This is a genomic window from Pandoraea sp. (genome assembly GCF_004297875.1).
Classification (GTDB): domain Bacteria; phylum Pseudomonadota; class Gammaproteobacteria; order Burkholderiales; family Burkholderiaceae; genus Pandoraea.
Genome location: NZ_SCSK01000007.1, coordinates 47,738 through 60,509, shown reverse-complemented (window position 1 = coordinate 60,509; position 12,772 = coordinate 47,738). Strand labels below are relative to the sequence as shown.

Genomic DNA, 12,772 nt, shown 5'->3' with positions numbered 1-12,772 from the left:
CGGCGCATACAGCCACGGCACGTCCTCGGTCGCGGTCGATGGTCCGCGGCGCGATGCGCCTGCTCCTGGCGCCAGTGGCCCGAGACGCGACGCTCCCAAGAGCATCGACGGACCGCGGCGCGAGATCGACGGCCGTATGGTCGGGCTCAACACATGTACCTCCAGCCCGTTCTGGCATTGCTATTGATCGGCATCCTAAGATTGCCATGGCGACGGGCGTTGCAGGTTTGAAACACCGCGCGCGTCGGCTGATGCCGCATGCCGATGAGATGACTTCAATCGCGGAAAATCTGACCTAAAATGGAACGATGGTGCCTGAATGAAAGGAGGTTGCCATGTCTGGAATCGGGCTGTGGTGGATGATCATTGCATTGATCGTAAGCTTCGCGCTTGGCATGGTGGTCGACTACCTATGGGTCAGCCACGCCGGTGAGAGTACGTCGCACAAACGCATGGACTGGCATCACCTGCGCGACCGCATGCGTCACGGTCACTGAGCGTTTGGTCCCGTGGGGCTGTGCGCAGTCGAACGGGTCAATCGGCGGGCGACTCGCGCAGCCTTCGCCATAGCGTCGAACGGCTGATTCCCAGCCGTCGGCAGACTTCGTCGCGATCGCCGCCGCACTCGGCGAGCATCGCGCGGATCAGCTCGCGCTGGCTTTGCTGGCTGATATCGCGCAGCCCGCGTGCCGCCAGCCCGGCCGACGGCGTGGCGAACGCGGCAACCGGGCCGGCCAGCTCCGGTGCGATGTCCTGCCACTGTATCGAGCGCAGCGACGCGACGTCGGGCAAGGCTGCGCAGGACACGGCGATGCGCTCGAGCACGTTTTCCAGTTCGCGCACGTTGCCCGGCCACGCGTAGTCCTGCAACAATGGCTCGAGCTCGGCCAGCAATTGCGCTGCGCTCAGCCGTGCGCCGGCGCGCGCCAGCGCGCGCTCCAGCAAGCGCTGCGCCAGTGTCGCGATGTCGTCGCGCCGCGCGCGCAGCGGCGGCAAGGTCAGGCGCAGAATATTGAGCCGATAGTAGAGATCCTCGCGGAAGTCGCCTTGCGCCACCAGTGCGCGCAGATCGCGGTGAGTGGCGGCGATCACCCGGACGTCGAACGGTATCGGCTCGTTCGCCCCCAGCCGCAGCACTTCGCGTTCCTGCAGCACGCGCAACAGGCGCGTTTGCAGCGGCAGCGGCATCTCGCCGATTTCGTCGAGAAACAGCGTGCCATTGTGCGCGGTCTCGAAAATCCCGGCCTTGCCGCCGCGCCGCGCGCCTGTGAACGCGCCTTCCTCGTAGCCGAACAACTCGCTCTCCAGCAGCGTCTCCGGAAACGCCGCACAATTGATCGCCACGAATGGATAGTCGGCGCGCCGGCTGGCATTGTGGATGCCCTGTGCGACGAGCTCCTTGCCGGTGCCGCTCGCGCCGTCGATCAATATGGTCGAATCGGTCGCGGCATAGTGTCTGGCGAGCGTGCGGATCCGCTCGATCGGCGCCGACGTGCCGACCAGATCGTCGAGCCGGTAGCGCGCCACCAGGTGACGCGGCCGATGACGCGAGCGCAGCGAACGGTCGATCCGGCTGACTGCCAGCGAGTCCTGGCAGGTCAGCACGGCGCCGGTCAGCACGCTTTGCTCGCGCAGGGGAATGCGATTGACCACATAGGTCTTGCCAAGCAGCGGCACGATGGTTTCCAGTTCAGCCTCGCCGCTGGCCAGCGTGCGCTGCAGGCTGAGCTCCGGCGCGACGCTGGCCAGCGTGCGGCCAGTCAGCGGCGTGCCGGTCTCAAGGCCGAGCATGCTTAGCATCGGCGCGTTGATTGATTGAATCCGCTCGTTGGTGTCGACCGCGATCACGCCATCGCGCAAGTGGCGCAGGATCGTATCGAGCCGCTCACGCCGCCACGCCTCGATGCGACTAAAGCGTGCGACTTCGAGCGCGGTCTCGAAGGCCGCATGCACCGAGTCGTGCGAATAGAGAAAAATACCCGCCATGCCGCTTTTCTCGGCCAGCTCCGTCACCAGTCCCGGGCCGACCACCGCCTCGACGCCGCGCTGGCGCAGCATCTGCACCAGATCCTCGGCGTCCTGGGCATTGCGATAAGACCACTGGCCGACATCGAGCCCGAAGGCGTTCTTGAAACGTTCGAATTCCAATACCGGCCGCGCGTAAGACACCAGCGCGATACGCGACGAAATACGGCGCGCGCGCGCCAGCGCCTGCATCACGTCGAAACCGGTGACCTTGACCAGCACCACGGGCAGCGCCAGACGCTCGCGCAGATAGGCGCCGTTCGATCCGGCCGCGATGATGCCGTCGACTGTGCCCGCCGGTTGCGTGGCCAATTCGTCGATCACCTCGTCATAGCCCTTGTCGATGATCTGAATATCGGCGGCTGCCGCATACTCCGGCACAATATCGCGGTACAAGGCGCCCAGTTTGCTGATGCCGACGGCCCATAGCGTCGGCTTGCGCGACGTTGTCGCAACGGGACGTGTCAGAGAGGGCAACGGGGACGCGGGCAGGGAAGACATGAGTTCAGCCTGGGTGGGGAAACCGGTTCAGCATAGCACGCGGCGTTTCAAATTTGCATGCTGAGATTTCAAAATTGAAATAATGAGATGCCGCAGGTTTTTCAAGCGGCCAGTGAAACGCAGAAATAATTCAATGGAAATAATGCGTTAGCGTTTTGCTTGGCGGTACGGCCGCCGATGGCACGGCTCTTGCTGAATATCAGCCATTTTGCCACCCAGTCTTCGGAGAAGTCTCATGACAACATCGTCATCCGGTTCCGCCGGCGCGAAATTTCGTGCCGCAGTGCAAACCGAGCGGCCGCTGCAGATCGTCGGCGCGATCAACGCGAACCACGCCTTGCTGGCCCAGGCGGCCGGCTTCAAAGCGATTTACGTCTCCGGCGGCGGTGTGTCCGCCGGCTCGCTGGGGTTGCCCGACCTGGGTATCTCGACGCTCGACGACGTGCTCACCGACGTGCGGCGCATCACCGATGTGTGCGATCTTCCATTGCTGGTCGATGTCGACACCGGCTTCGGGCCGTCCGCATTCAATATCGCGCGCACCGTCAAATCGCTGATCAAGTTCGGCGCCGGCGCCATGCACATCGAAGACCAGGTCGGTGCGAAACGCTGCGGGCACCGGCCCGGCAAGGCGATCGTCAGCCAGGAAGAAATGGTCGACCGCATCAAGGCGGCCGTCGATGCGCGCACCGATCCCGATTTCGTCGTCATGGCGCGTACCGACGCGCTGGCCGTCGAAGGCCTGTCTGCCGCCATCGATCGCGCCTGCGCGTGCGTCGAGGCGGGCGCCGACATGATCTTTCCCGAAGCCATGACCGAACTGTCGATGTACCGACAATTCGTCGACGCGGTGAAAGTGCCTGTGCTGGCCAATATCACCGAATTCGGCGCCACCCCGCTGTTTACGGTGGACGAATTGCGCAGCGCCAACGTCAGCCTGGTGCTCTATCCGCTGTCGGCATTCCGCGCGATGAACAAGGCTGCCCAGAACGTCTATCAGGCGATTCGCCGCGACGGTACGCAACAGGCCGTGCTCGACACCATGCAAACGCGTGCCGAACTGTACGAAAGCATCGGTTACCACGTCTATGAACAGAAGCTGGACGCGCTTTTCGCCCAGCAAAAAGCTTAAGCACTCTCTTTGATCTGGAGGACTCCATGAGCGAAAACACCGCCGCCGGCTTCAAGCCGAAGAAATCCGTCGCCCTGTCCGGCGTCACCGCTGGCAACACCGCGTTATGCACCGTCGGCCGCTCGGGTAATGACCTGCACTATCGCGGCTACGATATTCTGGACCTGGCCGAGCAATGCGAATTCGAGGAAGTCGCTCACCTGCTGGTGCATGGCAAGTTGCCCACCGGCACCGAGCTGGCCAGCTACAAGCGCAAGCTCAAAGGGCTGCGCGGCTTGCCTGCGAACCTGCGTGCGGCGCTCGAGCAGATTCCCGCCAGTGCGCATCCGATGGATGTGATGCGCAGCGGCGTCTCGTTGCTGGGCACCATCCTGCCGGAGAAAGACGACCACAACCTGCCCGGCGCGCGCGATATCGCCGACCGCCTGATGGCCAACCTGGGCAGCATGCTGCTGTACTGGTATCACTACAGCCAGCACGGCCGTCGTATCGACGTCGAAACGGACGACGACAGCATTGGCGGACATTTCCTGCATCTGCTGCACGGCACCGTGCCCAGCGAACTCGCGGTGCGCGCGATGCACACCTCGCTGATTCTTTACGCCGAGCACGAATTCAACGCGTCGACCTTCACCGGGCGCGTGGTGGCCGGCACCGGCTCCGACATGTATTCGGCGCTGACCGGCGCGATCGGCGCGCTGCGTGGCCCCAAGCACGGCGGCGCCAACGAGGTGGCGTTCGAGATCCAGCAGCGCTACGATACCCCTGACGAGGCGGAGGCCGACATCCGCCGTCGCGTCGAGGCCAAGGAAGTGATCATCGGTTTCGGCCACCCGGTCTACACCATCAGCGATCCGCGCAATGAAGTCATCAAGCGTGTCGCGCGGCAATTGGGCGAGGCGCAGCACAACCTGAAGATGTATGCGATCGCCGAGCGGCTCGAGAGCGTGATGGCTGAAGTCAAGAAGATGTTCCCCAATCTCGACTGGTTCTCGGCGGTGAGCTATCACCTGCTGGGCGTGCCCACCGCAATGTTCACCCCGCTGTTCGTGATTGCCCGTACGTCCGGCTGGAGCGCGCATATCATCGAGCAGCGTATCGACAACAAGATCATTCGGCCCAGCGCGAATTACACTGGCCCCGAAAACCTGAAGTTCACGCCGATCGACCAACGCGGTTGAGCGGCGCGCCGGATCACGATTTTTTTTGACTGAAGAGAAACCATGTCTGCTGCCATTTCATCCGTTCGCCCGGCACCCGATCAGGTGCTGGTCGACATCGTCGACTATGTGCTGAATTACGAGGTCAAGAGCGACGCCGCGTGGGAAACCGCGCGCTATTGCCTGATCGATACGCTGGGCTGCGGCCTCGAGGCGCTGTCGTACCCGGCCTGCACCAAGCTGATGGGACCGATCGTGCCCGGCACGGTGGTGCCCAACGGCGCCAAGGTGCCCGGCACGCAATTCCAGCTCGATCCGGTGCAAGCGGCTTTCAACATCGGCGCGATGATCCGCTGGCTCGATTTCAATGACACCTGGCTGGCTGCCGAATGGGGGCATCCGTCTGACAACCTGGGCGGCATCCTCGCCACCGCCGATTGGCTGGCGCGCAACGCCATCGCCAACGGCCAGCAGCCGCCGACCATGCGCGCGGTGCTCGGCGCGATGATCAAGGCCCACGAAATCCAGGGTTGCCTGGCGCTGGAGAACTCATTCAACCGCGTCGGGCTCGATCACGTGCTGCTGGTGAAAGTTGCCTCCACCGCGGTGGTCGGGCAGTTGCTGGGTCTCACGCGCGACGAGTTGCTCAACGCCGTGTCGCTGGCTTTCGTCGATGGGCACAGCCTGCGCACCTACCGGCATGCACCCAACACCGGCAGCCGCAAGTCGTGGGCCGCGGGCGATGCCACCAGCCGCGCCGTGCGTCTGGCGCTGATGGCAAAAACCGGCGAGATGGGTTACCCGACCGTGCTTACCGCCAAAACCTGGGGCTTCTACGACGTGCTGTTCAAGGGCCAGCCGTTCAAGTTTCAGCGCCCCTACGGCAGCTACGTGATGGAGAACGTGCTGTTCAAAATCTCGTTCCCGGCCGAGTTTCATGCGCAGACCGCGGCCGAAGCGGCGATGACGCTGCATGGTCAGCTGGCACAGCACGGCAAGCGCGTCGAAGACATTGCGAAAATCACCATCCGCACGCACGAGGCGGCAATTCGCATCATCGACAAGCAGGGCCCGCTGGCCAACCCGGCTGACCGCGATCACTGCATCCAATACATGGTGGCGGTGCCGCTGCTGTTCGGCCGCCTGACCGCCGAGGACTACGAGGATCGCATCGCCAGCGACCCGCGCATCGACGCCCTGCGCGCGAAGATGAGCTGCGTGGAGGATCCGCAGTTCACCCAGGACTACCACGACCCCGACAAACGCTCGATCGCCAACGGCCTCACGGTAACCTTCAACGACGGCTCGCAATTGCCCGAAGTCGTGGTGGCGTACCCGATCGGTCATCGGCGCCGGCGCGGTGAAGGCATGCCGCTGCTGGTCGAGAAATTCAAGACCAATCTGGCGCGGCGTTTCCCGGCCAAGCAGCAGGACGCGATCCTCGCGGCCACGCTCGACGCGGCCAGGCTGCAGGCCATGCCGGTCCAGCAATTCGTCGACTTGTTCGTGATCTGAGCCGGCGTGCCGCCGACAGCGGACCATCGTTCGGTTCGATGAGCGCCGGCCGCTTCGCGTGTGCCTCACGCGCAGCGGCCGGCGTTGTTATTCGTGACGCTCCCCGGCGCGCGCTGCGCGCCCGGGGTTAACCCCGATGTAATTTGCAATGTAAATCGTAGGATTTCATATATATATGAAATCCTAAAAAAGCATGCCGCCAGCCGGCGGGGCCGGATCCCCTGCGCCAAAACGCGGGTGGACCAAGCGGTTCGGCGGAACTGGCACTATCGCGCGCAATATTGCGTGCGCATACTTGAATCACCTCACCGGACCGTCGCCCGATGTGGCGGTCGACCGGGGGACGCCAGGCACAAGGTCCCCAATCGTTTGGCCGAAGACGCGGTTCGAGCGCCGAGTCAAAAGGAAAAGGAGTCTCGCATGCCCGTGACGCCGGATATTCCTGACAGGCAGGCCCCCGATGCGGCGGCGAACACCGCAACCGATGCCGGTGATGTTGTTTCCGACACATCCTCCATTGACACGGTCGAGGCCGAAGGCCTGCGGCGCGGCTCCATGGGTGCGCGGGTGGGCGGCCATGTGCATCGGCTGGCGACATTCATTGCGCTGGTCTGCGCCATCGCGATTTGGCAGATCGTCTCGATTTTTCATGTATTCCCGCCGATTGCCTTGCCGTCGCCCACGGCTGTCTGGAAGGCACTGGTGCTGCTTCTCTCGCAAGGCTACGGTGGGCGCTCCCTGTATGACGACATGTGGATCAGCGTCGTGCGCATCGGCATCGGCTTTCTCGGCGCGGTGCTGCTCGGTGTGCCGATTGGCCTGGGCATGGCCCGCAATCCGCTGATCTTCCGGGTCATCGATCCCTTCCTGCAGTTTGTTCGGCCGGTGCCGCCGCTGGCCTATATTCCGTTACTGGTGGTGTGGTTCGGCATTGGCGAACTGCCGAAAATACTGCTGATCCTGGTGGGTACCGTGCCGGTCATCATCATCGGCACCATCTCGGGCGTCAAAGGCACGCCGGCACTCAGGCTGTCGGTGGCGCGCACGCTCGGCGCCTCGGAGGCGCAGATTTTCCGCTACGTCATTTTGCCGTCGGTATTGCCGGAGATCTTCACGGCCATGCGGGTGGGCATCGGCGTGGCATGGACCTGCCTGGTGGCCGCGGAACTGATCGCGGCCGATCAAGGACTTGGCTGGCTCGTCCAGTATGCCGGCCAGGCGTTGCAGGTAGCGATCGTCATCGTTGGCATCATTGTGATTGGCATCCTTGGTTATTGCATGGAACTTCTTATCCGCGTGGTCGAGAGCCGTGCCGTTCCGTGGCGCGGTTACACATAACAACGGAGGTTGCTGTGAAAAAGATCAGTCAATACGTCGGGGTTTACCTGTTCTCGTCGCTGCTTGGCCTGGCGATGGCCGCGCCGGTCCTGGCGCAGACGCCGGATGTGGTCATCGGCTACGAAAACAACGGCGCCGACCCGTATATGGTGACGCAGGGCCTGGGGTTGTTCCAGAAGAACATTCCCGGTCACGTCAGTCTCAAGTTCTTCGATTCCGGCCCGGCGGCGATGAGCGCGCTGGCCTCCAACAGCCTGCAGTTCATGTGCGGTCTGGGCATCCCGCCGTATGTCACCGGCATCTCGCAAGGGCTGCCGTTTGCCATCGTGTTCAACCAGGAGCGTTACACGACGGACGCCGGCATCGTCGTGCGTCCAGGCAAGGGCATCAATTCGGTGGCCGATCTGAAGGGCAAGACGATTGCCATCGTGGTTGGCTCGCAAGCCTCGTTCGAGCTTGCGACGTTCCTCGATCAAGCTCACGTGCCGCTGGATTCGGTGCGCCAGCTCAACATGTCGCCGCCTGAGATGCACGTGGCCTGGAGCACCGGCAGCATTGATGCGGCGATTGTCTGGGACCCTGTATTCGACGCCTTGCAGGGGCTGGGCGGACATGTCCTGAAATCCGACGGCGATTTGCCGCAGGACGCTTCCTCCTACAACATCTGCATCGTCAACACCCAGTGGGCGAAGCAAAACCCCAAGATCGTCGCCGCTTTCGTGCGCGCGATGGATCAGGGCGTCACTTACACCAAGGAACATCCGGACGAGGCGCTTGCCATCATGGCCAAGCAATCCGGCGTAACCCTGCCGGTCGCCAAGGCCGAGCTGGCTGGCTATGACATCTATTCGGCTCAGGATCAGCTCACCCCCAAGGTGCTGGGCTCGGGCGCCGGCGTGGCCACTTCGGCGACCACCAAGACGTTGGAAAACACCGCCAAGGTCTTGATGAAGATCGGCCGGATCACGGAGATGCCGAGCAATTTCGCATCGGCGGTCGATTCCAGTTACGCGGCCGAGGCGGTCAAGTCGAAGTGACCGGTTCACCGGCCCGCCGCGCGTGTCGGCGGCGGGCTTTGGCTCGCATTGCTAGTAAAGGTTTGGTATGCCGATTGTCATCGACCAGGTCTCCAAGAATTTTGGCGCGACACGTGCGCTGGACAAAATCTCCCTGACGATCGAGGATGGGACTTTCGTGACGATTCTTGGCGCCTCGGGCTGCGGCAAGTCGACCTTGCTGAACATGCTGGCCGGCCTGACCGCATTGAGCGCTGGTCGCCTGACGCTCGACGGCCGGCCGATCACGAAGCCTGGCCCCGATCGGGTGGTGGTGTTCCAGCAGCCCGGGCTGTATCCGTGGCTGAGCCTGCGCGAGAATATTGCCTTTGGCCTGCGCATGCGGGATGCGCGACAGATCGACTGGAAGCTGGTCGATGAGCTGATTGACATCATTGGCCTCAAGGGCTTCGAGAAGCACAAACCCTATGAGCTCTCGGGCGGCATGCAGCAGCGGGTGGCGATCGCGCGGGCGCTGGTGATGCAGCCCCGCGTGCTGCTGATGGACGAGCCGTTCGGCGCGCTCGATGCGCAAACGCGCCGGACCATGCAGCAATTCCTGCTCGACCTGTGGGAGCGCATTCACGCGACTGTCGTATTCATCACGCACGACATCGACGAAGCCATTCTGCTCGGCAGCCGGCTCGTGGTGATGAGCACGCGCCCCGGGCGAATTGCCTTGACCAGCGACATCCCGCTGGCTCGCCCGCGCCACTGGGAAATGATGCTGGAGCCAGCGTTTCTCGATCTCAAACGGCAGGCCATGGCAATTCTTTCAGTCTGACGGGGTCGCTAGCTTGCATGCCCGCTGGCGCCGAAGCTTGCGCCGGGGACGCCGTGCACCAGTTGCTCGAACAAGCCGATCTCGCCCATTTGCCCGCCCTTGAGGGCGACTTCGACGCCGTCGAGCCGGGGCTCGCCGGCATGCAATCGGCACAGTGCCACATTGCCGGGCAAGCCCGCCAGGTATGACAATCCCCAGGCGTCGAGCGCCTGCATCGCAAAGCTCGAGGTGTCGCCGCCGGCTACGCCGATGCGCGCGACACCCACTGCCGTGACAATACGTCGCAACAGCACCGCGCAAGCCTGCGCCACCGTGCCGGGCGGCGGGCCGCCGGCCTCGCTGGCGCGGTGTGTAAAGGCCAGTGCATGCCGACCCTCGCGCAGTGCTGAGACCACCGACGCGGCTTGCCGGTCGAGATAGTCCGGTGCACTGGCGCCGGTGAGTCGAGCCGGGTCCAACGCGATGCGCGTGAACGAATGTGCCGCTTCGATTTGCGCGGCGGTCATCGGCGACAGACTGCCGGCCAGCACCAGTACCGGCGAGCGGGCCGGCGCGACGGGTGCGGCACTCGAAGGCATCGGCGGCACGGCGCCCGCCAGCGCCAGCGCATAGGCTTGTGCAATGCTGCTCGGGCCGATCGCGCACAGCGGCTGGTGTGCCGCCTCGTCAATCAGCAGACGGCCGAGCGCGGGCAGTTGCGCATCGTCGAGCACGTCGAACAGCACTGCCCGAGGCTGCTGGGCGAGCGCCTCGGCAAGTGCGCTTGCCAGGGCCGGCGCGCCCCCGCCGCGCCAACGCCAGTCGACCAGACCAATGTTTTCCAGACCCTGCTGCCGAAGATGCTGGCGCAGATCCGACTCGCGCATCGGACTGACCGGATGGCGGCTCATCGTCGGGTGACGATCGAGGCGATGGATCGCCGGCGACCCGCTGTGTTCGGTGCTGCCCGCAGCAAACAGGTGGCCAAACACGCAATAGCGCTGTAACCCCGGCTGCCCGCCGACGATGGCCGCCAGCGGATGCGGGAAATAGCCGCGCAAGGTGTTCAGCGCCACGCCGATATTGCCGATGTGCGGCGCGCTGTCAAAAGTCGAGCACACCTTGTAATGCATCAGCCGCACGCCGAGCGATGCCATGCGCGCGCCGACTTCGCTCAGTTCCCGCGCCATGCGTGCCGGCGGCATGGCGCGCGCCGCGCCGGCGATACCGATCGCGTCGAGTTCGCCGGCCAGTGCCAGCTGCGCATCGTCCGGTGCGCGCAGATACAGCATGGTGCGCAGCCCGGCGCGCGCCAGATGGGCAAGTGTGTCGGTGGCGCCGGTGAAGTCGTCGCCATAGAAGCCATAAAAGGCCGATGCTGGGCCGTTCATCCGCGCGAACCGAAAAAATCCAGCGCATGCAGCAGCTCGGCGGCCGTGCGGGCGTGCTCTGCCAGCGGCACGCCCGCCTGCGCGGCCTCCCATGCCTGACGAATGCTCGTCACACCCGCGGCCGGCCCGTCCGGATGCGCGAGAATGCCGCCGCCGGCCATGAACAGCAGGTCGGTGCCGCCCAGCGCCGCGAAGGTGGCGGGCACGGTACCGGCCCATTGCCCCGACGAAAACGCCGGCAGCACCGTGTCGTCGACGCCGGGCGCAAGCGGCGTGGCGCACTCGCGCGCCGAGTCAATGACTTCGTCGTCGCTTTGCGCGAACTTGCCCGACAGGCCGTGCACATGCATGTGATCGACCCCGGCCAGGCGCCAGAGCGTCTGGTAGGCCTGGAATCCGATGCCCAGCGCAGGGTCGCGCGACATCATGCCAAAACCGTTGCGATGCGCATGCAGCGCCAGCGGCGTGGTCCGGCGCAACGCCTGGATTGCCGAGAGGCCGCACCAATTGATGCTGGCCATCACGCAGGCGCCGCCCTCGCGCTCGACCAGATCCGCATGCCGGCGCATCGCGTCGAGCTCGTCGGTAATGTTGAAGGCCACCATCACAGTTCGACCGGTGCGCTCGCGATAGTCCCGCACCACCTTCATGACGGCGCGCACGCGCTCGGCCAGCGGCGCGTGAACCGGGTTGGCGCACACTTCGTCATCCTTGATGAAATCGACGCCGGCCTCGCACAGATCGCGCACCAGGGCGGCAGTTTCGTCGGCACTTAACCCCACGTTCGGCTTGATGATGGTGCCGATCAATGGGCCCGTGGCGATGCCGCTCAGGCGTCGCGTGCCGGCCACGCCGTGGCGCGGCAGTTCGAAACGGGCGCGATAGGCTGCGGGCAGGCGCAAAGCCTCGAGCCGCATGCCGGTGACCTCTCCCAGATCGTAGAGGTTGCCGGCCACGGTCGCGGCCAGCGTCGGCAGATTGGCATCGATATTGGCCAGCGGAAACGACAGCGTGAGGCGCGCGCGGTGCCACGGTCCGGCAATTCGCTGGCGTGCCAGCCATGCGTTGGGCAAGCTCGGTCGCACCAGCGGCTCGATTTCATCGACACGCTCGACCACGGCGCGACTGCGCGCGCGCAGGTCGTCGGTTTCATGCGCCACGCGCACGAAAGTGCCGCTCGATTGCTCGCCGGCCATCACCTCGGCCACGCTGGCCGGGTCCAGCGGCGTCTCGATCAGGTAATCGGCCTGCAGGCAGTCGTCGCGCAATGGCGCTGCGGTGGCGGATGAGTTCATAGCGTATTCAGGTCAGGAAAGGGGCGTACCGGATCGCGGCCGTCCCAGTCGATCGAGGCCGCGCGAATCAAATCGAACATTTTCCCCTTGGGGCCGGCGACTTCCGATAACTCGATGACCGTGCCCGGGTGAGCCTCGGTGTCAAAATAAACGAAGCGGCCGTTCTGACCCACTTCGCCGCTCATCGCGACCCGAAAGCCTTGCTGTTCGAGGCGCGCCAGATCAGCGTCGAAATTCGTCGTCCAGTAAGCGTTGTGCTGCAAACCCGTGTGTCCGGCGGCGAGAAAGTCGCGGTACATCGACGGCGCGTCATTGCGCGTCTGGATCAGCTCCACCTGCAATGGCCCGGAGTTAGCCAGCGCGACCGAGTTGTGAATCTCATAGGACTGGCCGCGATAGCGGTAATGCTCGACCGGCACCCGCTCGTTATAGAACCACGGACCCACGCCAAGCACGCGGCTCCAATGATCCATTGCTGCCTCGATATCGTGCACGACGTAACCGGCCTGGCGAATTTCGCCAAAAAAACGACTCATGAAAATCTCCCGATACTGCCCAATTGGAAATCAAGTCGCGCCACTTGCAATAACCGCCTTG

12 protein-coding genes are annotated in these 12,772 nt (G+C 64.1%); 8 read left to right on the top strand and 4 right to left on the bottom strand.

What is annotated here, in order from left to right:
* Together EPN80_RS04010 and EPN80_RS04005 are read left to right on the top strand one after the other, a co-directional pair.
* Window positions 1–187 (top strand): hypothetical protein (locus EPN80_RS04010; protein WP_293023994.1); only part of this gene is annotated, 187 nt, incomplete at its 5' end.
* A gap of 148 nt (window positions 188–335) precedes the next feature.
* Window positions 336–497 (top strand): hypothetical protein, encoded by a 162-nt coding sequence (locus tag EPN80_RS04005; RefSeq protein WP_293023991.1) that lies wholly within the window; start codon window positions 336–338, stop codon window positions 495–497.
* Window positions 498–534: 37 nt separating this feature from the next.
* Here the strand turns inward: EPN80_RS04005 and prpR are convergent, their stop codons facing one another.
* Window positions 535–2,526, bottom strand: coding sequence for a propionate catabolism operon regulatory protein PrpR (prpR, locus tag EPN80_RS04000; protein ID WP_293023988.1), 1,992 nt, complete (start codon window positions 2,524–2,526; stop codon window positions 535–537).
* A 235-nt stretch (window positions 2,527–2,761) separates the two neighbouring features.
* On the opposite strand from prpR, the gene prpB reads away from it, so the two are divergent.
* The 6 genes from prpB to EPN80_RS03970 all read left to right on the top strand — a co-directional run bounded on the left by prpB (window position 2,762) and on the right by EPN80_RS03970 (window position 9,510).
* Window positions 2,762–3,658, top strand: coding sequence for a methylisocitrate lyase (gene prpB, locus EPN80_RS03995; RefSeq protein WP_293023986.1), 897 nt, complete (start codon window positions 2,762–2,764; stop codon window positions 3,656–3,658).
* A 26-nt stretch (window positions 3,659–3,684) separates the two neighbouring features.
* Window positions 3,685–4,839 (top strand): 2-methylcitrate synthase, encoded by a 1,155-nt coding sequence (gene prpC / locus EPN80_RS03990; protein ID WP_293023983.1) that lies wholly within the window; start codon window positions 3,685–3,687, stop codon window positions 4,837–4,839.
* Window positions 4,840–4,881: 42 nt separating this feature from the next.
* Window positions 4,882–6,333: a bifunctional 2-methylcitrate dehydratase/aconitate hydratase gene (locus tag EPN80_RS03985; protein WP_293023980.1), complete on the top strand. Its 1,452-nt coding sequence runs from the start codon at window positions 4,882–4,884 to the stop codon at window positions 6,331–6,333.
* Window positions 6,334–6,753: 420 nt separating this feature from the next.
* Window positions 6,754–7,671: an ABC transporter permease gene (locus EPN80_RS03980; RefSeq protein WP_293023977.1), complete on the top strand. Its 918-nt coding sequence runs from the start codon at window positions 6,754–6,756 to the stop codon at window positions 7,669–7,671.
* A 14-nt stretch (window positions 7,672–7,685) separates the two neighbouring features.
* Window positions 7,686–8,708, top strand: coding sequence for an ABC transporter substrate-binding protein (locus EPN80_RS03975; RefSeq protein ID WP_293023974.1), 1,023 nt, complete (start codon window positions 7,686–7,688; stop codon window positions 8,706–8,708).
* Between the two features lie 67 nt (window positions 8,709–8,775).
* Window positions 8,776–9,510: an ABC transporter ATP-binding protein gene (locus tag EPN80_RS03970; RefSeq protein ID WP_293023971.1), complete on the top strand. Its 735-nt coding sequence runs from the start codon at window positions 8,776–8,778 to the stop codon at window positions 9,508–9,510.
* Window positions 9,511–9,518: 8 nt separating this feature from the next.
* Here the strand turns inward: EPN80_RS03970 and EPN80_RS03965 are convergent, their stop codons facing one another.
* Genes EPN80_RS03965 through EPN80_RS03955 form a run of 3 tightly spaced genes read right to left on the bottom strand, consistent with a single transcriptional unit; the run spans window position 9,519 to window position 12,711 of the window.
* Window positions 9,519–10,880, bottom strand: coding sequence for a four-carbon acid sugar kinase family protein (locus tag EPN80_RS03965; protein ID WP_293023968.1), 1,362 nt, complete (start codon window positions 10,878–10,880; stop codon window positions 9,519–9,521).
* The gene (locus EPN80_RS03960; RefSeq protein ID WP_293023965.1) at window positions 10,877–12,175 is read right to left on the bottom strand and encodes a ribulose-bisphosphate carboxylase large subunit family protein; all 1,299 of its coding nucleotides are present in this window, start codon (window positions 12,173–12,175) and stop codon (window positions 10,877–10,879) included. The genes EPN80_RS03965 and EPN80_RS03960 overlap by 4 nt, the downstream gene beginning before the upstream one ends.
* Window positions 12,172–12,711: a VOC family protein gene (locus EPN80_RS03955; protein ID WP_293023963.1), complete on the bottom strand. Its 540-nt coding sequence runs from the start codon at window positions 12,709–12,711 to the stop codon at window positions 12,172–12,174. Before EPN80_RS03955 ends, EPN80_RS03960 begins: the two co-directional genes overlap by 4 nt.
* Between the last annotated feature and the right edge of the window lie 61 nt (window positions 12,712–12,772).

Excerpts from the sequence above, each read along its gene's own strand:
- prpB (WP_293023986.1), top strand. The coding sequence starts at position 2,762 with ATGACAACATCGTCATCCGGTTCCGCCGGCGCGAAATTTCGTGCCGCA.
- EPN80_RS03985 (WP_293023980.1), top strand. The coding sequence starts at position 4,882 with ATGTCTGCTGCCATTTCATCCGTTCGCCCGGCACCCGATCAGGTGCTG.
- EPN80_RS03980 (WP_293023977.1), top strand. The coding sequence starts at position 6,754 with ATGCCCGTGACGCCGGATATTCCTGACAGGCAGGCCCCCGATGCGGCG.
- prpR (WP_293023988.1), bottom strand. The coding sequence starts at position 2,526 with ATGTCTTCCCTGCCCGCGTCCCCGTTGCCCTCTCTGACACGTCCCGTT.
- EPN80_RS03965 (WP_293023968.1), bottom strand. The coding sequence starts at position 10,880 with ATGAACGGCCCAGCATCGGCCTTTTATGGCTTCTATGGCGACGACTTC.
- prpC (WP_293023983.1), top strand. The coding sequence starts at position 3,685 with ATGAGCGAAAACACCGCCGCCGGCTTCAAGCCGAAGAAATCCGTCGCC.
- EPN80_RS03970 (WP_293023971.1), top strand. The coding sequence starts at position 8,776 with ATGCCGATTGTCATCGACCAGGTCTCCAAGAATTTTGGCGCGACACGT.
- EPN80_RS03955 (WP_293023963.1), bottom strand. The coding sequence starts at position 12,711 with ATGAGTCGTTTTTTTGGCGAAATTCGCCAGGCCGGTTACGTCGTGCAC.
- EPN80_RS04005 (WP_293023991.1), top strand. The coding sequence starts at position 336 with ATGTCTGGAATCGGGCTGTGGTGGATGATCATTGCATTGATCGTAAGC.
- EPN80_RS03960 (WP_293023965.1), bottom strand. The coding sequence starts at position 12,175 with ATGAACTCATCCGCCACCGCAGCGCCATTGCGCGACGACTGCCTGCAG.